The sequence below is a fragment of the Streptomyces sp. NPDC050211 genome (assembly GCF_040656035.1).
GTDB lineage: Bacteria > Actinomycetota > Actinomycetes > Streptomycetales > Streptomycetaceae > Streptomyces.
On sequence record NZ_JBFALC010000002.1, the window covers coordinates 311,402 to 331,795 of the forward strand.

General features: G+C 69.2%; 23 protein-coding genes. 7 read left to right on the forward strand and 16 right to left on the reverse strand.

Annotated elements, in window-relative coordinates; genetic code table 11:
* Positions 1-16: 16 nt before the first annotated feature.
* The 3 genes from AB0I98_RS03430 to AB0I98_RS03440 are packed head-to-tail and all read right to left on the reverse strand — an operon-like array spanning position 17 to position 2,558.
* Positions 17-676, reverse strand: a complete 660-nt coding sequence (locus AB0I98_RS03430) for a UdgX family uracil-DNA binding protein (protein ID WP_362934557.1) — start codon at positions 674-676, stop codon at positions 17-19.
* 54 nt (positions 677-730) lie between these two features.
* A complete protein-coding gene (locus AB0I98_RS03435) occupies positions 731-1,636 on the reverse strand; it encodes an NAD-dependent epimerase/dehydratase family protein (RefSeq protein WP_362934561.1) in 906 nt (301 codons plus the stop codon).
* Positions 1,637-1,688: 52 nt separating this feature from the next.
* The gene (locus tag AB0I98_RS03440; protein WP_362934564.1) at positions 1,689-2,558 is read right to left on the reverse strand and encodes an alpha/beta hydrolase; all 870 of its coding nucleotides are present in this window, start codon (positions 2,556-2,558) and stop codon (positions 1,689-1,691) included.
* Positions 2,559-2,634: 76 nt separating this feature from the next.
* Between AB0I98_RS03440 and AB0I98_RS03445 the strand changes: the two genes are divergently transcribed.
* Entirely contained in the window at positions 2,635-3,099 is a 465-nt protein-coding gene (locus AB0I98_RS03445) for a MarR family transcriptional regulator (RefSeq protein WP_362934567.1), read from the forward strand.
* Between the two features lie 45 nt (positions 3,100-3,144).
* Here the strand turns inward: AB0I98_RS03445 and mqnE are convergent, their stop codons facing one another.
* The 3 genes from mqnE to AB0I98_RS03460 form a co-directional block, all read right to left on the reverse strand.
* Positions 3,145-4,308 carry an aminofutalosine synthase MqnE gene (gene mqnE / locus AB0I98_RS03450; RefSeq protein WP_210581027.1) on the reverse strand — a complete coding sequence of 388 codons (1,164 nt, stop codon included), beginning with the start codon at positions 4,306-4,308 and terminating at the stop codon, positions 3,145-3,147.
* A gap of 41 nt (positions 4,309-4,349) precedes the next feature.
* A complete protein-coding gene (locus tag AB0I98_RS03455) occupies positions 4,350-4,805 on the reverse strand; it encodes an Lrp/AsnC family transcriptional regulator (RefSeq protein ID WP_210581025.1) in 456 nt (151 codons plus the stop codon).
* Between the two features lie 111 nt (positions 4,806-4,916).
* Positions 4,917-5,600 carry a UbiX family flavin prenyltransferase gene (locus tag AB0I98_RS03460; protein ID WP_362934570.1) on the reverse strand — a complete coding sequence of 228 codons (684 nt, stop codon included), beginning with the start codon at positions 5,598-5,600 and terminating at the stop codon, positions 4,917-4,919.
* Between the two features lie 276 nt (positions 5,601-5,876).
* Between AB0I98_RS03460 and AB0I98_RS03465 the strand changes: the two genes are divergently transcribed.
* Positions 5,877-6,416: a rhomboid family intramembrane serine protease gene (locus AB0I98_RS03465; protein ID WP_362934864.1), complete on the forward strand. Its 540-nt coding sequence runs from the start codon at positions 5,877-5,879 to the stop codon at positions 6,414-6,416.
* 132 nt (positions 6,417-6,548) lie between these two features.
* On the opposite strand, the gene mqnP is transcribed toward AB0I98_RS03465, so the two are convergent.
* Positions 6,549-7,451, reverse strand: coding sequence for a menaquinone biosynthesis prenyltransferase MqnP (gene mqnP / locus AB0I98_RS03470; RefSeq protein WP_362934573.1), 903 nt, complete (start codon positions 7,449-7,451; stop codon positions 6,549-6,551).
* Positions 7,448-8,905, reverse strand: coding sequence for a menaquinone biosynthesis decarboxylase (locus tag AB0I98_RS03475; protein ID WP_362934576.1), 1,458 nt, complete (start codon positions 8,903-8,905; stop codon positions 7,448-7,450). The genes mqnP and AB0I98_RS03475 overlap by 4 nt, the downstream gene beginning before the upstream one ends.
* Positions 8,906-8,992: 87 nt before the next feature.
* On the opposite strand from AB0I98_RS03475, the gene AB0I98_RS03480 reads away from it, so the two are divergent.
* Positions 8,993-9,322 carry a PLD nuclease N-terminal domain-containing protein gene (locus tag AB0I98_RS03480; protein ID WP_362934579.1) on the forward strand — a complete coding sequence of 110 codons (330 nt, stop codon included), beginning with the start codon at positions 8,993-8,995 and terminating at the stop codon, positions 9,320-9,322.
* Positions 9,323-9,403: 81 nt separating this feature from the next.
* Complete coding sequence (locus AB0I98_RS03485) at positions 9,404-10,807, forward strand: cytosine permease (RefSeq protein WP_362934582.1); 1,404 nt, start codon at positions 9,404-9,406, stop codon at positions 10,805-10,807.
* Here the strand turns inward: AB0I98_RS03485 and AB0I98_RS03490 are convergent.
* Complete coding sequence (locus AB0I98_RS03490; RefSeq protein ID WP_362934586.1) at positions 10,783-11,436, reverse strand: hypothetical protein; 654 nt, start codon at positions 11,434-11,436, stop codon at positions 10,783-10,785. The two genes, AB0I98_RS03485 and AB0I98_RS03490, sit on opposite strands and share 25 nt — an antisense overlap.
* Before the next feature lie 81 nt (positions 11,437-11,517).
* Here AB0I98_RS03490 and AB0I98_RS03495 point away from each other — a divergent pair, with 81 nt between their 5' ends.
* The gene (locus AB0I98_RS03495) at positions 11,518-11,985 is read left to right on the forward strand and encodes a GNAT family N-acetyltransferase (RefSeq protein ID WP_362934589.1); all 468 of its coding nucleotides are present in this window, start codon (positions 11,518-11,520) and stop codon (positions 11,983-11,985) included.
* Between the two features lie 9 nt (positions 11,986-11,994).
* Here the strand turns inward: AB0I98_RS03495 and AB0I98_RS03500 are convergent, their stop codons facing one another.
* Positions 11,995-13,278 carry a PucR family transcriptional regulator gene (locus AB0I98_RS03500; protein WP_362934592.1) on the reverse strand — a complete coding sequence of 428 codons (1,284 nt, stop codon included), beginning with the start codon at positions 13,276-13,278 and terminating at the stop codon, positions 11,995-11,997.
* A gap of 99 nt (positions 13,279-13,377) precedes the next feature.
* Here AB0I98_RS03500 and AB0I98_RS03505 point away from each other — a divergent pair, with 99 nt between their 5' ends.
* Positions 13,378-13,827 (forward strand): nucleoside deaminase, encoded by a 450-nt coding sequence (locus AB0I98_RS03505; RefSeq protein WP_362934595.1) that lies wholly within the window; start codon positions 13,378-13,380, stop codon positions 13,825-13,827.
* Positions 13,808-14,785, forward strand: a complete 978-nt coding sequence (locus AB0I98_RS03510) for a 2-oxoglutarate and iron-dependent oxygenase domain-containing protein (protein WP_362934598.1) — start codon at positions 13,808-13,810, stop codon at positions 14,783-14,785. Before AB0I98_RS03505 ends, AB0I98_RS03510 begins: the two co-directional genes overlap by 20 nt.
* A 1-nt stretch (position 14,786) precedes the next feature.
* Here the strand turns inward: AB0I98_RS03510 and AB0I98_RS03515 are convergent, their stop codons facing one another.
* The 6 genes from AB0I98_RS03515 to AB0I98_RS03540 all read right to left on the reverse strand — a co-directional run bounded on the left by AB0I98_RS03515 (position 14,787) and on the right by AB0I98_RS03540 (position 20,393).
* The gene (locus AB0I98_RS03515) at positions 14,787-15,188 is read right to left on the reverse strand and encodes an SRPBCC family protein (RefSeq protein WP_362934601.1); all 402 of its coding nucleotides are present in this window, start codon (positions 15,186-15,188) and stop codon (positions 14,787-14,789) included.
* Positions 15,189-15,226: 38 nt separating this feature from the next.
* On the reverse strand, positions 15,227-16,117 hold the full coding sequence (locus AB0I98_RS03520; protein ID WP_362934604.1) for a CU044_5270 family protein: 891 nt from the start codon (positions 16,115-16,117) through the stop codon (positions 15,227-15,229).
* On the reverse strand, positions 16,114-16,719 hold the full coding sequence (locus tag AB0I98_RS03525; protein ID WP_362934607.1) for an RNA polymerase sigma factor: 606 nt from the start codon (positions 16,717-16,719) through the stop codon (positions 16,114-16,116). The genes AB0I98_RS03520 and AB0I98_RS03525 overlap by 4 nt, the downstream gene beginning before the upstream one ends.
* Positions 16,720-16,797: 78 nt before the next feature.
* Positions 16,798-17,898: a c-type cytochrome biogenesis protein CcsB gene (gene ccsB, locus AB0I98_RS03530; protein ID WP_362934610.1), complete on the reverse strand. Its 1,101-nt coding sequence runs from the start codon at positions 17,896-17,898 to the stop codon at positions 16,798-16,800.
* On the reverse strand, positions 17,895-19,619 hold the full coding sequence (locus tag AB0I98_RS03535; RefSeq protein ID WP_362934613.1) for a cytochrome c biogenesis protein ResB: 1,725 nt from the start codon (positions 19,617-19,619) through the stop codon (positions 17,895-17,897). Before AB0I98_RS03535 ends, ccsB begins: the two co-directional genes overlap by 4 nt.
* Before the next feature lie 3 nt (positions 19,620-19,622).
* On the reverse strand, positions 19,623-20,393 hold the full coding sequence (locus AB0I98_RS03540; protein ID WP_362934616.1) for a cytochrome c biogenesis protein CcdA: 771 nt from the start codon (positions 20,391-20,393) through the stop codon (positions 19,623-19,625).
* Between the last annotated feature and the right edge of the window lies 1 nt (position 20,394).

Consider the following 20,394-nt stretch of genomic DNA (forward strand, 5'->3'; position numbering starts at 1 on the left):
GGCACCATCGTAGCCATTACGACAGTGCGCGCGCCGCCACCTTCAGATCCGAGACCAGCCCCTCGTACGCCACCCTCCGGTCCTTGTCGTCCTGCGCCCGCAGCACCGACGACGGGTGCACGGTCGGCACCAGCCGCTCCCGGCGTCCATGGATCTCCTCCTCCAGGACCGTCCCGCGCACCTGCGTCACCCGGAACGACGACCCGAGCAGCGCCTTGCCCGCGGTGGCACCGAGCACGACGATCAACTCCGGCTCCACGACCGCCAGCTCGGCCGCGAGCCACGGCCCGCACGCCGTCATCTCACGCAGCGTCGGCGCCTTGTGAATACGGCGCTTACGAGGCTCGGACTGCGTGAACTTGAAGTGCTTGACGGCATTGGTGACATACGCGTCCGCCGGGTCTATGCCGGCCTCCTCCAGCGCACGGTCCAGGAGGCGCCCGGCGGGCCCGACGAAGGGTTTGCCCTGACGATCCTCCTGATCACCGGGCTGCTCGCCGACGAGCATGACGCGAGCATCCGAGTTCCCGGCGCCGAACACGGTCTGGGTGGCGTCCCGGTGCAGGGGGCAGCCGCGACAGTCGGCGGCGGCGCGACGCAGGGCGGGAAGACCGCCGCGGTCGGGAAGGAAGGGTTCAGCGGTATAGGCGTCCTCAGGAGCCTTGGTGCCAGTCATGCCGCCCGAGTACCCACCTCGGCCCGGTCAGCGCAGTGTGCGTTGCGCCTGCCCTCACCGCCTCGACTGGTTGGCCTTCCACGCGCGGTAGTGCTGCTCGGGATTGTCGGTGAACGAGGCGTGGCGGGGGCGCCAGCCGAGCAGGCGATGGGCCTTCGCACTCGTGACGAGTTCGTCCTGGTCGGCAGCCATCTGCAGCATCCCGCCGGCCTCCGCGGTCCCCAGGATGATCTCGCCGGTGTAGCCCGCCGCGCGCACGGCGACGTGCTGCATGTCCAGGGCGGGCAGGCGCTGGTCGTCGGCGACGACGAACACGTCGCCGTCCACAGCGGTCGGGTTGTCGAGGATGCGGACGTAGGCGTCGGCGAGGTCGTCGACGTGCACCCAGCTCCAGCGCTTGGCGGTGTCGCCGTAGAAAACGGGTTTGCCTGCCTCGGCGGCGGCGAACCACTCGCCGGTCATGGAGGTGGTGGCGGGCCCTCCGTACATGAACCCGGGGCGGACCACAGTGTGTGCGAGGCCGCCGGCGGCCAGCTCCTTCTCCAGGGTGAAGCGGAAGCCGAGGGGGCTTTCGGGGTTGCCGGGCGTGTTCTCGTCCATCAGCGGCAGGCCGGTGCGGCCGTAGGAGGAGATGCCGGTGGTGAACACCAGGTGCCGACGGCGCCCGTCACGCTCCTGAGCGGCGACGAGTTCGGCGAACAGGCGCTGGTCGCCGCCGAACGGGTCGCTCAGCTCCATGAGCAGGTGAACGACCGCGTCCGTGCCATCCAGGTGGCCGCGCCAGGTCTCGGGCTTGGTGAAGTCGCCCTCGACGGGCGTGACCTCGCTGATCGTGAGGTCCCGGGCGGCCTGGCCGGTGGTGTCGCGGGTCAGGCCGAGGACGCGGTGGCCGGCCCGGGCCAGAGCGGCGGAGACGCGTCGGCCGGCATATCCGGTGGCGCCGATGACGAGGATCTGCATGTTTGGTGCTCCGTGTGGTGTGTGGTGTGTGCCGCGTGTGGTGTGCCTGCGATCAGACAGCGGGGGTGGTGGTGAAGAAGCGGGCGAGCCTGTCGGCGGTCCATGCCGGGTTGTCGGCGGCGAAGGTGTGTGCGGCGCCGGGAACGATGTCCGCGCGGACATCCATGGCCGCCTGGCGGGCGCCGTCCAGCAGGACGTCCTGGGGCAGGCCGTGTTCGCCGTTGAGGACCAGCACCGGCATCCCGACCGGGCCCCCGGCACGGGCGGCCCGGCCGTCCTCGACGAGCGTGGCGTAGTGCTCGAACCCGCCGCGCATGGCGTCGGTGCGGGTGTAGGCGCGCAGGAGGTCGGCGCGGTCTCCGTCAGTGATGCCGCCTCGGGTCATCATCGACCAGAAGCCCGACAGGTACTGCTCCTCCTTGCCCGCGGTGAGCATCGCCGCCAACTCGCTCTGGGCCTGGAACCCGAAGTGCCATGAGCCGCCGTTGGCCGGGTTCATGTGCTCCTCCAGGCCGAAGCCGGGCAGGAACGCCTCGCTGAGCACCAGCCGGGAGACCTCGTCCGGGTACGCCTGGGCCCAGGCGTGGACGGTCATCGAGCCCACGTCCGTACCGACGGCGAAGACACGTTCATGGCCGAGGTGCCGCAGCAGTTGGTGCAGGTCCTCGGCCTCGTCCCGCTTGGTCCAGTGCCCTGCCGGGATGGCCGAGTCGCCGGAACCACGCAGGTCCGGTACGACGACCGTGAAGCCCCGCTCAGCGAGGAGCGGCATCACGGCCCGCCATTCGATCCAGGTGAACGGCCAACCGTGCACGAGGACGACCAGGGGACCGGCGCCACCGCTCACATAGTGCAGCCGGACGCCGTTCACCTCGGCGTGGGCGTGCGTGAACCCGTCCGGTAAGGGGGTTGCCGAATCCATGAGCAGCTCACCTCTCAGTTGCTTGCTTCAGCAAGTATTAATCTCCCTTGCTTGCCTCGTCAAATAAACTGGAGACATGGCCCCCGACACCGGACCCGCAGCACTGACCCCCGACGAACTCCTTCTGTGGCGGAGCCTGGGGCGACTGGTCCACGCCCTGCCGCGCGCGCTGGAGGAGGACATGGCCCGAACCGGCGTGACCATGACCGAGTTCGCGGTCCTGCTCCTCTTGAGCGAGGCCCCCGACCGGCGCATGCGTATGTCCGCACTCGCTGCCGCGGCCGGTCTCACACCCTCCCGCATCACCCGCGTGGTCGACGGGCTGGCCCACCACGGCATGGTCCGCAAGGAACGTCCCGACAACGACAGACGCGGCAACGACGCCGTCCTCACGGACACCGGTCTGCACGCCATGCGCTCGGCCCAGGCCACCCAACTCGCCAGCGCACGGCGACGCGTCCTCGACCACATCCCTGAGCACCTGGTGCCGGATCTCGCCCGGGCCCTTGCCGGGACCACCAAAGCGCTGTACCAGCCCTGAACTGCGGTGACGTAAGGAGCGATCAGGTACCGGGATGTCGAAGGATCACACCCGCATCGGCTGCGGCGACTCCCGGCGCTCCGGATCCGGACCCTCGTACTCCCGAATGATCTCGTACCGCGTGTTCCGCTCCACCGGCCGGAACCCCGCATCCCGGATCAGATCCAGCAGATCCTCACGGGTGAGCTTGTTCGGCGTGCCGAAGTCGTCCGCGTCGTGCGTGATCTTGTACTCGACGACCGAGCCGTCCATGTCATCGGCGCCGTGCTGCAGAGCCAACTGCGCGGTCTGGACGCCGTGCATGACCCAGAAGACCTTGACGTGCGGGACGTTGTCGAAGAGGAGCCGGGAGACGGCGAAGGTCTTCAGAGCCTCCGCACCCGTCGCCATCTGCGTGCGCGCCTGGAGCCGGTTGCGTACCTTGCCGTCCTTCATGTCGACGAAGTCGTGCTGGTAGCGCAGCGGGATGAAGACCTGGAAGCCGTTCGTCTCGTCCTGCAGCTCACGGAGCCGGAGCACGTGGTCGACGCGGTGGCGCGGCTCCTCGATGTGGCCGTACAGCATGGTGCAGGGGGTCTTGAGACCCTTCTCGTGCGCCAGCCGGTGGATGCGGGACCAGTCCTCCCAGTGGGTGCGGTGGTCCACGATGTGCTGCCGCACCTCCCAGTCGAAGATCTCCGCGCCGCCGCCGGTGAGGGACTCCAGCCCGGCGTCGATCAGCTCGTCCAGGATCTCGGACGCGCTCAGCCCGGAGATCGTCTCGAAGTGGTGGATCTCCGTCGCCGTGAACGCCTTGAGCGACACGTCCGGGAGGGCCGCCTTCAGCTCGCGCAGTGAGCGGGGGTAGTACCGCCACGGGAGATTGGGATGAAGCCCGTTGACGATGTGCAGCTCGGTGAGGTTCTCGCCCTCCATCGACTTGGCGAGCTTGACGGCCTCCTCGATGCGCATCGTGTACGCGTCCTTCTCGCCCGGCTTGCGCTGGAACGAGCAGTAGGCGCAGGAGGCCGTACACACGTTGGTCATGTTGAGGTGCCGGTTGACGTTGAAGTGCACGACGTCGCCGTTCTTGCGCGTCCGCACCTCGTGCGCCAGCCCGCCCAGCCAGGCCAGGTCGTCCGACTCGTACAGCGCGATGCCGTCCTCACGGGTCAGCCGCTCACCGGCCCTGACCTTCTGCTCCAGCTCGCGCTTGAGCCCGACGTCCATGGGGGTCACACCTTTCTCAGACAGCCTCGACAACCGTACGCCTACGCTTCTTCGGGCAATTCTCCGACCCGGTTCTCCCACTTCGTGGAGAGCACGATCGTGGTACGGGTCCGGGAGACGCCCTTGGTACCGCTGAGCCGGCGGATGATCTTCTCCAGGCCGTCCACGTCGGCGGCGCGCACCTTGAGCATGTAGGAGTCCTCGCCGGCGATGAACCAGCAGTCCTCGATCTCGGAGAGATCCCTCAGTCGCCGGGCCACGTCCTCGTGGTCGGTGGCGTCGGAGAGCGAGATGCCGATCAGCGCGGTGACGCCGAGGCCGAGCGAGGCGGCGTCGACGGTGGCGCGGTAGCCGGTGATGACGCCGGCCGCCTCCAGCCGGTTGATGCGGTCGGTGACGCTGGGTCCCGACAGGCCGACGAGGCGCCCCAGCTCCGCGTACGAGGCCCGGCCGTTCTCTCTCAGGGCCTGGATGAGCTGCCTGTCCACCGCGTCCATGCGATTCGAAGCCTTCCGCTGATTCCGACGATTAGAGATATAGAGGTGACGAGTTTTTCGGGTGTTGCCAAGTGACTGCCAACTGACCCAGTGACTCAGTGGCTCGGTGGTTCAGGTCGGGCCGGAGCCGCCGCCGAGTTCGCCCTTCCAGCGGCGGTAGAGGTCGTGCTCGACACCGGCCGCGTCCAGGATCCGGCCGGCCACGAAGTCCACCAGGTCCTGGATGTGCGTGGCCCCCTGGTAGAAGGCGGGCGAGGTGGGCACGACGGTCGCGCCCGCGTCGTCCAGTGTCACCAGGTGACGCAGGGTCTGCCCGTTGAGCGGAGCCTCGCGTACGGCGACGACGAGCTTGCGGCCCTCCTTGAGGGTCACGCTCGCCGCGCGCTGGAGCAGGTCCTTCGACAGACCGAGCGCGACGCCCGCGACGCAGGCGGTGGAGGCGGGCACGATCAGCATGCCCTTGGCGGGGTACGACCCCGAGGACGGGCCCGCGGCCAGGTCACCGGCGCTCCAGTGCCGTACGCCGGCGAGGTCCACGGCGTAGGCGTCCGGCTTGCCGTCGGCTCCTCGCGCCAGCCATTCCCGCAGGTCGTCCTGCCAGTGGGCGTCCCGGAAGGCGATGCCGGTCTCATCGAGCACGGTGAGCCGGGAGGCGCGGCTGACGACCAGGTCGACGCTCTCGCCCGCGGCCAGCAGCGCGCGCAGCACGGCGGCGGCATACGGGGTGCCGGAGGCGCCGGACACCCCTACGATCCAAGGCGTACGCGCCGTCTCTCCTGGCTTGACTCGGTTCACGACACCGAGCCTATCCGGCTCCGCACCCCGGGAACCGGCCGAGGGGTGCGGGCCGTTGCTATGAGTGACGGGCTAGGGCTGGGGGATGCCATGGCGGGTATGGGTACGGGGTCTGGGAGCGGGCCGAGTGGGTGGTCTGGCGCGGGCTCCGGTTCGCGGTTCGGGGCGGGCTCCGGTTGGCTGCCGGTCGGGGGTCGGCGTTGGGGTCCGGGTGCCGGGTCCGGTGGGGGCCTTGCGTTGACGCGGGGTGACCGGGCGAAGACCGCGGCCAAGTTGATGGTGGGCTGGGTGGCCCTGTTGTGGCTGCTGGAAGTGGTCGACGTGATCAGCGGCCATGCGCTGGACAGCCTCGGCATCACCCCGCGCGAACCGTCCGAGCTGATCGACATCGTGCCCGCCGCCTTCCTCCACTTCGGCTTCGCCCATGTCGCCGCCAACAGCGTGCCGCTGCTGGTCCTCGGCTTCCTCGCGGCCCTCGGCGGCCTGCGCCGGTTCGCCCTCGTCTGCGCGCTGATCATCGTCGCGGACGGACTGGGCGTATGGCTCATATCCCCGGCACACAGCAACACCGCGGGCGCCTCCGGCCTGATCTTCGGCCTCTTCGGCTTCCTCCTGGCGACCGGCTTCGTGGAACGCCGCCCCCTCGGCATCCTCGTCGGCCTCCTGATAGCCGCGGTCTGGGGCGGCTCCATCCTGACCGGCCTGGCCCCCACCCAAACCAGCGTCAGCTGGCAGGGCCACTTGATCGGCCTGGTGTCGGGGGTCGTGGCGGCGTACCTATTCCGCCGCCCCGCGACACCCGCGCGCGGAGCCTAAGGCGACCCAGGCGAAGTCACCCACGGTTCTGCAGCGCCCCGATAGGGGCGCGGGGCTGTATCGATATGCGGCTCCGCCGCGTGGGCGCGACCAGCCACGACGCAGCCGCAGACGACCCACAACGGACCGCCCCTAGACCGTGAGCCCCCGCACCATCAGATCCAGCAACGCACACACAAACAGCGCGATCCCAATAAACCCGTTGACACTGAAGAACGCCCTGTTCAGCCGCGAAAGATCATGCGGCCGCACAATCGAGTGCTCGTAAATGAACGCGCTCGCGACAATCAGCAGACCGAACCAGAAAAAGAAGCCCGCATCCGTCACCACCGCGTACCAGACGAACAAGGCCGTCGTCACCGCATGGCAGACCCGCGCCCCCCGCACCGCCGCCGGAATCCCGAAGCGAGCCGGAACCGACATCACCCCGATCTCACGATCGGTCTCGACATCCTGGCAGGCGTAGATCAGATCGAACCCACCGATCCAGATACCGACGGCGAGCCCCAGGATCACCGCGTCCCAGGACCACTCACCGGTGATCGCCAGCCACCCGCCGACCGGCCCCATCGCCTGGGCGAGACCAAGGATGGCCTGCGGAAAGTTCGTGAACCGCTTGCCGTAGGGATAGACGACCATCGGGATCACCGCGACGGGCGCGAGGGCCAGACACAGCGGATTGAGCAGCGCCGCCGAGCCCAGAAAGATCACCACGGCGATCAACGCACCGGTCCACGCATGCTTCACCGACATCGCACCGGTGACCAGCTCACGCTGCGCCGTCCGGGGATTACGGGCGTCGATCTCACGGTCGATGATCCGGTTCACGGCCATCGCGAAGGTGCGCAGCCCGACCATGCAGATCGTCACCAGGAGCAGCCGCCCCCAGTGAATGTTCCGGTCCCACTGGAACATCGCGGTGAGCGCGGCGATGTAAGCGAAGGGAAGCGCGAAGACCGAGTGCTCGATCATCACCAGACGCAGGAACGCCTTGGTGCGTCCCGGCTGCGGGATCGCGGCGGATGCGGAACTCAAAGGCCGTACTCCTTCCACCGGCGGTCGACCTTCGCCGCCGTCTCCGGGTCGGACAGCACCATCTCGGGCCACCCGCCGTCCCGCGTATAGCCCTCCTCGGGCCATTTCTTCGTCGCGTCGATGCCCGCCTTGCCGCCCCAGAACTGCTGATAGGAGGCGTGGTCGAGATGGTCGACCGGACCCTCCACGACCGAGAGGTCGCGGGCGTAGTCCGTGTTGCCGAGGGCCCGCCAGGCGACCTCGTGCAGATCGTGGACGTCACAGTCGGCGTCGACCACGACGATCAGCTTGGTGAGGGACATCATGTGCGCACCCCAGACAGCGTGCATCACCTTTTGGGCGTGCTTGGGATACTTCTTGTCGATCGAGACGATCGCACAGTTGTGGAAACCCCCGGCCTCCGGCAGGTGGTAGTCCACGATGTCCGGGACGATGACCTTCAGCAACGGGAGGAAGAAGCGTTCCGTTGCACGGCCCAGCGGTCCGTCCTCCGTCGGGGGGCGGCCTACGACGATCGACTGCAGGAGCGGCCGCTTCCGCATCGTCACACAGTCGATCTTCAGGGCGGGGAAGGGCTCCTGCGGGGTGTAGAAGCCGGTGTGGTCGCCGAAGGGCCCCTCGGGCAGCATCTCGCCCGGCTCCAGCCAGCCCTCCAGGACGACCTCCGCCTGCGCCGGAACTTGCAGCGGCACGGTCTTGCAGTCGACCATCTCGATCCGCTTGCCCGAGATGAACCCGGCGAACAGGTACTCGTCGATGTCACCGGGGAGCGGCGCGGTCGAGGCGTAGGTCACGGCGGGCGGACACCCGAAGGCGATGGCGACCGGCAGCCGCTCACCGCGCCGGGCAGCGACCTGGTAGTGGTTCCGGCTGTCCTTGTGGATCTGCCAGTGCATGCCGATGGTGCGCTTGTCGTGGCGCTGGAGGCGGTACAGGCCGAGGTTGCGGATACCGGACTCGGGGTCCTTGGTGTGGGTGAGCCCCAGGTTGAAGAAGGAGCCGCCGTCCTGGGGCCAGGTGAAGAGGGCGGGCAGGTCGTCGAGGTCGACCTCGTCGCCGTACAGAACGACGTCCTGCACGGGCGCGCTGTCGGACTTCACCTTCTTCGGCGGTACGTGCGTCATCGCGCCGAGTTTCCCGAAGGCCTCGCGTACGCCGACGAAGCCGTGCGGCAGCTCCGGGCGGAGCAGGCCGCCGATCTTCTCGGAGATCTCGCCGTACGACTTCAGGCCCAGCGCCTTCAGCAGGCGCCGGTCGGTCCCGAAGACGTTCATGGCGAGCGGCATGCTGGAGCCGCGCACGCTCTCGAAGAGCAGCGCCGGGCCGCCCGCCTTCTGGACCCGGTCGACGATCTCCCCGACCTCCAGATACGGGTCTACCTCGGCCTTGATGCGCTTGAGGTCACCCTCGCGCTCCAGCGCCCTGAGCAGGAAGCGAAGATCGTCGTAAGCCATGTGTCCAGTATCGGCCACGGGCTACCCTGGCCCCGTCACCGGGGCCGTCCCAAGCCCCTCTCCGTCTTCTGGGGGTTCACCGCCTTCATGCTCAGGTATCTGCCCCTCCTGCTGGTCCTCGCCCTGTGGATCTACGCCTTCATCGACTGCCTGAACACCCCGGAGGACGAGGTGAAGAAGCTGCCGAAGCTGGCGTGGGTGTTCATCATCCTGCTCTTCGGCCAGGTGCTGGTCGGCCCGGTCGCCTGGCTCGTGGCGGGCAAGGTCCGCAAGAACCCGGCGAGCGGCATCACCCCCTTCTCCCCGGGCAGCCGTACGAAATTCGTCGCTCCTGACGACAACCCCGACTTCCTCAAGTCCCTCAAGAAGGACGAGGAGGAGGACAAGAAGCGCGGCGACGACCCGAAGGACGACTGACAAGCTGTACGCTGCGGAGCCCTCCGAAGCGGGCAATGCGCCCCTGGGCCGGGGCAGGTGCGGGCCGGACACTTGTCTCGCATGACGACAGCTCCCGCCGACTCCTCCGGCACGATCGCCCCCGAGTACGGTGACAAGGTCATCGCCGTCGAGACGGCGGGCTCGGAACCCATCCCCGACGCCGAACGGCACGGCGGTCCACTGCAGTTGCTGTGGACATGGGCGTCTCCGAACATCGAGTTCGCGACCGTCTACATCGGCGTGATCTCGGTCCTCTTCTTCGGGCTGACCTTCTGGCAGGCGACCGCGGCGCTGCTGCTGGGCACGGCGCTCGGGGCGCTGACGCACGGGATCCTGTCCCTGGACGGTCCGCGGTTCGGGGTCCCGCAGATGGCGATCGGGCGCTTCTCCTTCGGGTTCAAGGGGAATCTGCTGCCCTCCGGAGTGAACGCGCTGGTGGCCGGGGTCGGCTGGTTCGCCGTGAACAGCGTGAGCGCCGCCTTCGCGCTCAACACCCTGACCGGTCTACGTCCGCTCCCCTCCCTCCTGTTGGTGGTGGCCGCCGAGATCGTGATCGGCTTCATCGGCCACAACTTCGTCCACGCCTTCGAGAAGTACGCGTTCCCGGCCCTCGCGGTGATCTTCCTGCTGGCCGGGGTGTGGACCTTCAAGGAGGCGGACCTCGCCGCCCCCGGCGCGGGCGGCGGCATCGGCGGCTTCCTGCTCGCCTTCAGCGCGGCCTGGGGCTACGCGGCGGGCTGGAACCCGGGCGCCTCCGACTACTCCCGCTATCTCCCGCGCACGGCGAACCGCCTCCGGACGGCCCTGTACCCGGCCGTCGGCCTCTTCGTCTCCATCGCGGTGGTCTCCGTGATCGGCGCGGCGTCGGCGACGATCGTCGCCCCCGAGGGCGCCAGCCCTACGGCCGCCTTCACGGGCCATCTCCCCGGCTGGCTCAGCAACTTGGTGCTGCTGGCCATCATCCTCGGCGCGGTCTCCGCGAACGCCCTGAACGTCTACTCCTCCGCCATGTCGATCACCTCGCTCGGCCTGAAGCTGCCCGTGTGGCTCGGGCGCAGCGCGATCGTCGTGCTGTGCGGTCTCGCGGGTACGGCGGCGGCGTGGGCGTCGCTCGCGGACGCGGGGCACGCGTACGAGGCGTTCCTGCTGGTGATCGCGTACTGGGTGGGCCCGTGGCTGGGGGTCGTCCTGGTGGAGCGGTGGCTCCGGGCGCGGACGCCGGCCGAGGAACTGGCGCCCCGGCTCGGCGACCGGACCTTCACCAACTGGCCCGGCATCGCCGCCCTGTTGACCGGCATCGTGGTGTCCGTGCCGTTCTTCTCCAACCAGGAGAAGTACGTCGGCTGGGTGCCGGAGCAGTGGCCGTCCTTCGGGGACGTGACATGCCTGGTCGGGTTCGCGGTGAGCGCGGGGCTGTACTGGGCGCTGCGGCGGAAGTATCAGCCGACGTCCGCTTCAATCTGACCCATGTACGTCACCTTGATGTGCCGGGGCCCGAACTCCTTCTTGATGATGGGCTCGGCCTTTCGGGGGTGGTCGACGCCGACATCGACGTATCCCCGCTCGTCCACGCCGACCACACGCATCTGAAACGTGCCCTCCCAACGCCGCATGTCCTCACTGATCCGCCCGGCGAGCGCGTCCAGGGTCGTGCGGTTGACGTCGGTGTCGTGCAGCCGGATCGTCACGCCCTTCTCGGCGGCCCCGCAGAGGTCGGCGTCGAGCGCGGCGGAAGGAATGCGCCAGACTTTTGCCGTCTGGTGGGGCTGGTCGACGGACAGCCCGGTGAAGACGGCGGCGTGACGACGCTTGGTGAGGTCGATATAGGCAAGCGTCCGGTACAGCGGGGTGTCGTCGGAGCCGCCCTTGGGTGCGCCGGGGAGGCCAGGCAGACTGCCGGGGGGTTGAGTCCCGACGCACTCGGTCACTCCACCGGACACCTCACCGGACGGCGACGTGCCCTCGGCCCCGACGGGATCAGCCTTGAGTCCCCCGTCGGTGTGCCCAGTCCCCAGCGCGTCGATCCACAGACCGGCGGCCAACGTCACAGCGGCGGTACCGATGGCGGCCGCAATCCACGTGCGGTGCTTCATGTCCCCCTCCGTCCCTCTCAGTTGGTACTGAGACGGGGGAACGGGCGGAAGCGTTCGGGCGGATCCCAGCACAATGCGCACATGCAGAGCAACAGCAACATCACGATCCGCACGGCCGGCCCTCGGGACCTGGAAGCCGTCGCCGGGCTCCGCTGGCAGTGGATCGTCGAGAACGACCAGGGAGTCGACATCCAACGCGCCGACTTCGTACGGCACTTCACCACCTGGGCCCGCGAGAACGCCGCCTCGCACACGTGCACCGTCCTGGTCCGCGACGACACGGTCATCGGCATGGCCTGGCTGGCCGTCCTCCCCCGCGTGCCGAGCCCGCGCGCGCTCGACCGGGCCTCGGGCGATCTGCAGTGCGTGTACGTCGTACCGGAGGAGCGGAACAGCGGCCTGGGCGCCCGGCTTCTCGACGCGGTGCTGAACCGTGCCCGCACGCTCGGGCTCGAACGGGTCACCGTGCACTCCAGCCCCCGCGCGATCCCCGCCTACGCCCGCAGTGGTTTCGAGAACTCCCCCCGGCTGCTGCACACCCGCCCCTGACCCCCGATCTCAGGCCACCGTCCGCAGCCCGCCCCCCACAGCCGCCCCCATCCCCCGCACCACCCGGTGCGCACAGGCCGCCGCCAGCAGCTCCCCCAGCAGATCGGGGTCGTCGATCTCCAGGCCCAGCAGGGACTCGATCCGCTCCAGCCGCTGGTACAGCGACTGTCGGCCGATGTGCAGCAGCGCCGCCGTCCGGGTCGGTGAGCACCCGTGCCGGAGGTGTACCTCCAAGGTGCGGACGAGGTCGCTCGGGTGGGCCGCCTCCCAGGCGAGCAGGGGGCCGAGTGCGTGCTGGACCATGCCCGTGAGCCGTTCCCGGTTGGCGTCCACGCCGCCCCTCGTCAACTCCCGTTCCAGGGCGAGGGCGCGGGAGGAGGTGACGAGGGGGCCGTCCGGTGCGCCGGGTTCCGGGGGCGGCACCGTCAGCGCGAGTTCCAGTGTCGTACGGGCCGCCCGCAGCGTGTCGCTCCAGCGCAGCCAGCCGCTCCCGGCGGCGACGGAGTGGCCGACCGCGTGGCCGACCGCCACCGTGAGGCCGACGTCGGCCACCGCGCGGAAGGCCTCCTGGACCGCCCGCACCGGGTCCCGCGCGCTGCCCTGACGGGACTGAGCGGGCAGCGCCAGAAGAGCCAGCACGTCCCCGGGGAAGGCGGCCCGCAGCCCCGCCCCGCCCAGCAGCCGTGCCGCCCGGTCCACGGCGCCCACCTCGCGCGTGCCGTGCAGGGAGACGCCGATCAGGCGTGATCCGGGGCCCGGGTGGAATCCCGCGAGGGCGGCCCGCGCCTCCACCTCCGGCTGGTTCAGTGCCGCCCGGTTCGCCAGATCCGCCAGCAGCGCGGCCGTGTGGTCATCACCCCACGGTCGTACGAGTGCATGCCGGTCGGACAGACCCCGCGCGACGATCGCCCGGTTCGCGGCCTCCGTGATCCGTACGAAGGGCACGACCCGGTGCAGGGCCAGCAGCGGCAGCCCCACCCGGCCCGCCTCGTCGATCACCTCGGCGGGCATGCTGGGCAGCGAGCGGCCCACCTCCACCGCAAGACCGGTCGCGTCCCGGGCCGCCAGTTCGCGCACATACCGCCGCCGGACCTCCTCGTCCGCGTCCGTGAGCCCGAAACCGTTGGTCAACAGCAGCTCGCCACCGTCGAGGAAGTTGGCGCCCTCGTAGACCTCACTGGAGTGCACCCAGCGCACCGGGCGGTCCAGTGCGCCCGCGCCGGCCAGCAGCTCGGGCTCGGCCGCGCGCACCGGGTCGAGGGCCAGGACTTCACGGAGGGTGAGTGCGGGCACAGGAACCTCCAGGGCGCTGACATTCCGTCCGGCTACGGGCTGCCCGGAGAGTACTTTCCGCACGTTGCCCCGGTGTTTCCGCGCCAGCAGAGTGGACGTATGGATCAGGCACAGGCACGCACCTGGCTCACCACCGCGATCGAAGAGGCCCGCGCCGGGCTCGCCGAGGGCGGCATCCCGATCGGTGCCGCGCTCTACGGCGCCGACGGCACGCTCCTCGGGCGCGGCCACAACCGGCGGGTCCAGGACGGCGACCCGTCCATGCACGCGGAGACGGCCGCCTTCCGTGCCGCGGGACGGCAGCGGTCGTATCGCGGGACGACGATGGTGACGACGCTCTCGCCATGCTGGTACTGCTCGGGACTGGTCCGCCAGTTCGGCATCTCACGGGTGCTGATCGGCGAGGCGGCCACCTTCCACGGCGGCCACGACTGGCTCGCCGAGCACGGTGTCGAGATCGTGCTCCTGGACGATCCCGAGTGCGTCGGCATGATGCGCGACTTCATCAAGAACAATCCGGCCCTGTGGAATGAGGACATCGGTGACTGAGCCCCGTATCCCCACGATCGACCTGAAGCCCTGGTTCGACGGCGACCAGGAGGTCCGGGCGCGGATCGCCCGTACCGTCGACGAGGCGCTGCAGACCGCCGGTTTCCTGCTCGTCGCCGGGCACGGTGTGGACCCTTCGCTGCGCTCCCGGATCCGCGAGGCCGCGAAGGCGTTCTTCGCGCTGCCCGTCGAGGTCAAGCAGGCGTACGCCGCGAAGGTCGGCGGGCGTGGCTGGCTGGGGCCGGGGGCGGAGGCCAACGGGTACTCGGAGGGGACCGAGACCCCGCCGGACCTGAAGGAGTCGCTGACCTTCGCGACGCACGAGCCGTTCGAGGACCCGCAGATCAACGCGGAGTGGTACGCGCCGAATGTCTGGCCGGCGGAGGTGCCGGAGCTTCAGCGGCTCTGCGAGGAGTATCTGGCGCGGATGGCCGACCTGGAGAAGACACTCCTGTCCCTCCTCGGTGAGGCCCTCGGGCTCGAACCCGGCTTCTTCTCCCGGCACATGGACCATCCGACGTACGGCTTCAACATCAACTGGTACCCGGGCACCGACGTGATCGGCGCACCCGAGCCGGGCCAGTTCCGCATCGGCCCGCACACCGACTTCGGCACGGTGACGATCCTCGACCGGCAGGCCGGCAAGGGGGGCCTGCAGGTCTTCACGGACGAGGGCGGCTGGGAGGACGCCCCCTTCGACCCGGAGGCCTTCACCATCAACATCGGTGACCTGATGGCCCGTTGGACCGGCGACCGCTGGCGCTCCGGCCGCCACCGCGTCCTCCCACCGCCCGCCGACGCACCCACCGAAGAGCTGATGTCCCTCGTCTACTTCGGCGAGTGCACCCCGGGCACGCTCGTGGAGTCGGTACCGGCACCGGTGGGGCGGGTGGCGTACGAGCCGGTCGACTCGCATGTGTATCTGCGGGAGAAGCTGGACTCGATCACCGTCGACTGAATCACCGTCGACTGAGGTTCTCGATCAGCCGCTCGAACCGCGCCCGCCACCGCTGCTCCGACTCCTGCTCGCCCCGGAACTCATGGGTGAAGCGGAGCGTGCTTCCCTCGTCACCGGCGCGCTCGAGATGGAAGCGGAGCCGGCCGCCGCCCTCCACCGTGTACTCGGCGATCCGCTCCACGTCCCAGGCGGTGACTCTCCCGGAGCCGACGTCACGCAGGGTGACCGCGCCCCCGAGGCGGGGTTCGAGGACATCGGCCGGGGTGAACCAGGCGGCCAGGCCGTCCGCGGTGGCCAGGGCGGGCCAGACCGTCTCCATGGGCCTCGGGAGCCGCACCAGGAAGTGGAGTATGTGCGTGCTCCCGTGGATCCGGCTGGCGCCCTGCTCGATGGAACCGGTCATGACACCAGCGTGACTCCTGGCGGGGCGTTCCGCACGCCTTACGGGCGCTGACCTGCCTTGTCCACGATGGCCCGGTCAAGGATCGCGCTGATGCCGCGGACCGTTCCGTCGTCGTCGAGTTCCCGCTCGCCGAGGAAGACGGAGGTCTTCCCGTCGAAGATCATCTGCACCTGCACGCGGCCGGCCTGGCGGGTGATCGCGACCCCTTCACGGCCCACCGCGTCCTTGACGCCCCGGACCACCTCGACGCCCGGAATCCGGGTGGCGGCCCGGTAGAGCGCCGCGCTCACGTCCGGCGGCATCAGCGACTCCTGGACCAGGTCACCGAAGAGGACGAAGGCCTCCTCGTCCCCGTCCGGGTGCTCGCCGTCGACCTTCTTGGCGCTCGTCTCGCACAGCCAGTCGTACATCTCGTCCGGGTCGGTGGGCAGTTCGGCCAGATCGCGGTAGGTGAAGTCCTGCCAGCCCTCCAGCACCACGTGCTGGTTGTTGTCGATGTCCTCCTCCAGGAGCCCGCTCGTGCTGCCGTTCACCGAGTTCCAGATCTCCCTGGTGTGGACGGGATCGAGCTTCTCGGGGCCGCCGTTCACCTGGTGCATGTAGGCGACCCGGCTCTTGATGTAGACGAACTGGTCGTCGCGGACCCTGCCGTACGGCACCCCGCTCTCGGCTCCTCGCGCCGCGCCCTCCAGCACGGCCACGGCCTCCTTGGACGCGACGACCGGCGCCGACGACGATCCGAAGGGGACGGTGAAGGCGATGGCCGCGACGGTTGCCACCGCACCGGCCCCCAGCGCGGGCAGCAGCCACCTGGCACGCGTACGGGCGGCCTGGTCCTCTCGCCGGATCTCGGTCATCAGACGCTCCTTGAGGAGTCGGTGACGGCCCGGCGGCAGATCCCTCTCCGGAAGTTCGGGAAGCTGGTTCATCGGTTTCCCTCCCTGATGGGCCCGACCGCGGTGGTGCGGTCACCTGTCATCTGTCCGCGCGAGTAAGGCGGTTCCATATATTTCGCGAGTTTTGCCCGTGCTCGCGAAAGCCGCGATCGTACGGTCCCGACGGGCACCCCCAGCGCCTCGGCCGCCGCCTCGTAGCCCAGCCCCGACCACACGCACAGCGCCAGCACTTCACGCTCGGCCCGCCGCAGCTTGGCCAACGCGGTCCGTACGACGTCCAGTTGTGCCGCGTCGTCCAGCCGGCCCGCGACGTCGTCGGCGAAGTCCCGTACGTCCTCGGCGGGCGGCAGACGGGCGACGGCCGCCGCGTGTCGTCGGGCGGTCCGGCGGGTGTTGCGGGTGACGTTGGTGGCGATGCCGAGCAGCCACGGCCGCAGCGAGCCGCCCTCCTCGTCGAGCCGCTCACGCAGCCGCCAGGCGTCCAGGAAGGTCAGCGAGACGACGTCCTCGGCCGTGCTCCACTCCCCCGTCAGCCGGAAGGCATGGTTGTACACGGCGCGTGCGTACGCGTCGAAGAGGTCGCCGAAGGCGTGGTGGTCCCCCGCGCGGATGCGTGTGCGCAGATTCGTATCCACGCCTCTCTACCTGTCCGGACGACGAAGGCCGGTTCCGTGACTCACGTCACAGGAACCGGCCTTCACCGCAAGGAACACTTACACACCCGCGTACGAGTGCTTGCCCGAGACGAAGATGTTGACGCCGTAGTAGTTGAACAGCCAGCAGCCGAAGGCGAGCAGGGCCAGGTAGGCGGCCTTGCGGCCCTTCCAGCCGGCGGTGGCGCGGGCGTGCAGATAGCAGGCGAAGGCGACCCAGGTGATGAAGGACCAGGTCTCCTTGGGGTCCCAGCCCCAGTAGCGGCCCCACGCGTCGCCCGCCCAGATGGCGCCCGCGATGATCGTGAACGTCCACAGCGGGAAGACGGCCGCGTTGACGCGGTACGAGAACTTGTCGAGGGAGGCCGAGGCGGGCAGGCGGTCGAGGACGGAGTTCGCGAAGCGGCCGGGCGTGCCGCCGGTGGCGAGCTTGTTCTCGTACGAGTCCTTGAAGAGGTACAGGATCGTGGAGACCGCGCCGACGTAGAAGACCGCGCCGCAGAAGATCGCCGTCGAGACGTGGATGTACAGCCAGTACGAGTGAAGGGCGGGAACCAACTGGTCGCTGGCGGTGTACAAGACAGTGACGGCGAGGCCGAGATCGAGGAGGACCGTGGTGATCAGGAAGAGTCCGAGCCAGCGGATGTTCTTCTTCAGCGCGAGCAGTGCGAGGTACACACCGACGGCGACCGTCGAGAAGGTGATGTTGAACTCGTACATGTTGCCCCACGGCGCCCGCTGCACCGACAGGGCCCGGGCGAGCACACCACCGAACTCGATCAGAAACGCGAGGACGGTGAGGGAGATGGCGATACGCCCGTAGAGGTCGCCCTGTTCGTCCCCGCCGTGCGCCCCCGGCCCGTCGGGCACATCCCGCGCACCCGCCGCGGCCCGCACGACGACCTTCGGCCGCTCCAGTACGGCGGCCCCGCCCGCCGTCTGCACCGTGACGGCCGGCGCTTTCGCCGCGGACTTCTTCTGCGCGGTCAGCGCGGCGGCCGTGCGGCCGACCTTGCTGCGGCTGCCGAGAAGCCATTCGGCGATGTAGGCGAAGAAGGCCAGCGTGTAGACGGCCATCGCCGAGTAGATCAGCGTATTGCTGAGGCTCGCGAGGTTTTCGTTGGTCGCGGCGGCGAGATCGGTTGCGGCGGCGAGAGTCACTTCTCGAGCCTTTCGGCAGGTACGGCTTGGGGGTCGGGGGAGGTGGAGGGGTCGTCGGAGTCGTCGTCAGGGTCGGGGGCGCCCGGCGCCTGGTCGTACAGAATCCCGGCGAGGTCACCGAGTTCCTCGGGCACCTTCGCGGACTCGCTGCGGCCCAGGCCGGCCATTTCGACGACCGTCACACCGTCGGCACCGCGCACAGCGCGGACCCACACCCGGCGGCGCTGGATGAACAGGGAGGCTGCGAGACCGAAGATCGCGGTGATGGCACCGCCGAGCGCCCAGCCGCTGGCGGGCTGCTGGGTGACCTGGAAGTTGGCCCACTCCTTGGTGCCCTCGTAGGTGACCGTGCCGGCGCCGCCGGGGAGCTTCATGGTCTCGCCGGGCTTGAGGTTCTCCCTCAGCTGCTGGCCCTTGGAGTCCTTGAAGTCCTTCATATGCGACTTGTCGAGCTGGTACACGCTCTGCGGGATGCCCGAGTTGACGCCGAGGTCGCCGTGGTAGGGCTCCAGGTTCAGGATCGGGTTCAGCAGCGCCGGGAAGGCGGAGGAGACCTCGTTGCCCTTCACATAGCTCGGCAGGAAGAAGGCCTTGAAGCCGAGCTGCTCACTGACGCCCTTGGCGTTCTTGTAGCCGTCGTAGACCTTGATCACGCCGGAGGAGGTGGAGTTGGAGTCGAGCGGCAGCAGCGGCACGGCGTCGCTGTAGACGACGTTGCCCTTGCCGTCCCGGACGGTGATGAGGGGGGCGTAGCCGTGGGCGGTGAGGTAGACCTTCGAGTCGCCGATCTCCAGGGGCTTGTTGACCTGGACGACGGTCTTCTTGTCCTTGCCGTAGGCGCCCTCGGCGTAGGTGATGGCGGCCTTGTAGGTGCGCGGAGTGCCCTTGTTGGGGCCGGAGGTCTCGTAGGTGCCGATGAAGTTGTGCAGGTTGAAGCTGAACGGCGCCAGGTCGTCGGTGTCGAAGAGGGTGCCGGACTTGAAGTCGTCGTACTGGGTGAGGGTGTTGGAGAAGCCGTCGCCCTCGAGGACCAGCTTGTTGCCCTCCATCTTGAACAGCTGGCCGACGGCGAAGGCGATCAGCATCACGATCAGCGCGATATGGAAGGCGAGGTTGCCGACCTCCCGCAGATAGCCCTTCTCGGCGGCGACGGCGTCACCGGAGAGATGGGCGCGGAAGCGCCGCTTCTTCAGCAGGGTCAGCGCGGCCTCGCGGACCTGCTCCGGCTCCGCCTCGGTGCGCCAGGTCGTGTACGCGGGCAGCCGGGTCAGCCGCCTGGGGGCGCCCGGCGGACGGCTGCGCAGCTGGCCGACGAACTGCCAGGTGCGGGGCACGATGCAGCCGATGAGGGAGACGAACAGCAGGATGTAGATCGCGGAGAACCACACCGAGCTGTAGACGTGGAAGAGGCCGAGCTTGTCGTAGATCGGTGCGAGGATGTCGTGCTTGTCGCGGAAGTCGGCGACCTTGGTGGCGTCGGTTCCGGACTGCGGGATCAGCGAGCCGGGGATCGCGCCGAGCGCCAGCAGCAGAAGCAGCAGCAGGGCGACCCGCATGGAGGTGAGCTGACGCCAGAACCAGCGGGCCCAGCCGACGACGCCCATGGAGGGCAGGCCCGGCAGCTCCTCCTTGGGGGCGGTGGAGAGCTGGGAGCCGGCGGCGCCCAGGTCCTGGTCCTCGGCGGCGGCCGAAGTCGCGTCGGAGGCGGTCGTCTTGCTCATCGATCAGATCCCCACAGTGAAGCCATTGGACCAGTTCTGCATCTCCGACACGATGCTGTCCCAGGCGCCGGTCAGCAGCAGCAGACCGGTCGCGATCATCATGGTGCCGCCGATCCGCATCACCCAGACATAGTGGCGCTTGACCCAGCCGAAGGCACCGAGCGCCTTACGGAAGGCGATGGCCGCGAGCACGAACGGCACGCCGAGGCCCAGGCAGTACGCGACGGTCAGTATGGCCCCGCGGCCCGCGCTCCCCTGCTGCGAGGAGAGCGCGATCACGGAGGCGAGGGTCGGGCCGATGCACGGGGTCCAGCCGATGCCGAACAGCGCGCCGAGGAAGGGGGCGCCGACGAGTCCGGTCATCGGCCGCTTGTGGAAGCGGAACTCGCGCTGGGTGAGCCAGGGCATCAGGCCCATGAAGAAGACGCCCATGGCGATCATGAGGACGCCGAGCACCTTGTTCAGCCAGCCGTGCTGTTCCTGGAGGTTGGAGCCGAAGTATCCGAACAGCGCGCCGCTGGAGACGAACACGGCGGTGAAGCCCAGCACGAACAGCGAGGCACCGGCGACCATCCGCCCGCGCCGGGCCTCGGCCAGATCGGTGCCGGCGACTCCGGTGACGTAGGACAGATAGCCGGGGACGAGCGGCAGGACGCAGGGCGAGAAGAAGGAGACGAGGCCGCCGAGCAGCGCGATCGGCAGGGCGACCAGCAGGGCGCCGTTGAGCACGGTGCCGTTGTAGCCGGTGGCGGCCAGCGTGGACACTCCGGTCACG

What these genes read in the sequence shown, in the direction of transcription:
- AB0I98_RS03465 (WP_362934864.1), top strand. Translation starts at nt 5,877, where the DNA reads ATGGTGGGCTGGGTGGCCCTGTTGTGGCTGCTGGAAGTGGTCGACGTG.
- AB0I98_RS03490 (WP_362934586.1), bottom strand. Translation starts at nt 11,436, where the DNA reads ATGAAGCACCGCACGTGGATTGCGGCCGCCATCGGTACCGCCGCTGTG.
- AB0I98_RS03435 (WP_362934561.1), bottom strand. Translation starts at nt 1,636, where the DNA reads ATGCAGATCCTCGTCATCGGCGCCACCGGATATGCCGGCCGACGCGTC.
- AB0I98_RS03445 (WP_362934567.1), top strand. Translation starts at nt 2,635, where the DNA reads ATGGCCCCCGACACCGGACCCGCAGCACTGACCCCCGACGAACTCCTT.
- AB0I98_RS03505 (WP_362934595.1), top strand. Translation starts at nt 13,378, where the DNA reads ATGGATCAGGCACAGGCACGCACCTGGCTCACCACCGCGATCGAAGAG.
- AB0I98_RS03535 (WP_362934613.1), bottom strand. Translation starts at nt 19,619, where the DNA reads ATGAGCAAGACGACCGCCTCCGACGCGACTTCGGCCGCCGCCGAGGAC.
- AB0I98_RS03515 (WP_362934601.1), bottom strand. Translation starts at nt 15,188, where the DNA reads ATGACCGGTTCCATCGAGCAGGGCGCCAGCCGGATCCACGGGAGCACG.
- AB0I98_RS03475 (WP_362934576.1), bottom strand. Translation starts at nt 8,905, where the DNA reads ATGGCTTACGACGATCTTCGCTTCCTGCTCAGGGCGCTGGAGCGCGAG.
- AB0I98_RS03430 (WP_362934557.1), bottom strand. Translation starts at nt 676, where the DNA reads ATGACTGGCACCAAGGCTCCTGAGGACGCCTATACCGCTGAACCCTTC.
- AB0I98_RS03440 (WP_362934564.1), bottom strand. Translation starts at nt 2,558, where the DNA reads ATGGATTCGGCAACCCCCTTACCGGACGGGTTCACGCACGCCCACGCC.
- AB0I98_RS03510 (WP_362934598.1), top strand. Translation starts at nt 13,808, where the DNA reads ATGAGGACATCGGTGACTGAGCCCCGTATCCCCACGATCGACCTGAAG.
- AB0I98_RS03480 (WP_362934579.1), top strand. Translation starts at nt 8,993, where the DNA reads ATGCTCAGGTATCTGCCCCTCCTGCTGGTCCTCGCCCTGTGGATCTAC.
- AB0I98_RS03495 (WP_362934589.1), top strand. Translation starts at nt 11,518, where the DNA reads ATGCAGAGCAACAGCAACATCACGATCCGCACGGCCGGCCCTCGGGAC.
- AB0I98_RS03520 (WP_362934604.1), bottom strand. Translation starts at nt 16,117, where the DNA reads ATGAACCAGCTTCCCGAACTTCCGGAGAGGGATCTGCCGCCGGGCCGT.
- AB0I98_RS03485 (WP_362934582.1), top strand. Translation starts at nt 9,404, where the DNA reads ATGACGACAGCTCCCGCCGACTCCTCCGGCACGATCGCCCCCGAGTAC.
- mqnE (WP_210581027.1), bottom strand. Translation starts at nt 4,308, where the DNA reads ATGGACGTCGGGCTCAAGCGCGAGCTGGAGCAGAAGGTCAGGGCCGGT.
- AB0I98_RS03455 (WP_210581025.1), bottom strand. Translation starts at nt 4,805, where the DNA reads ATGGACGCGGTGGACAGGCAGCTCATCCAGGCCCTGAGAGAGAACGGC.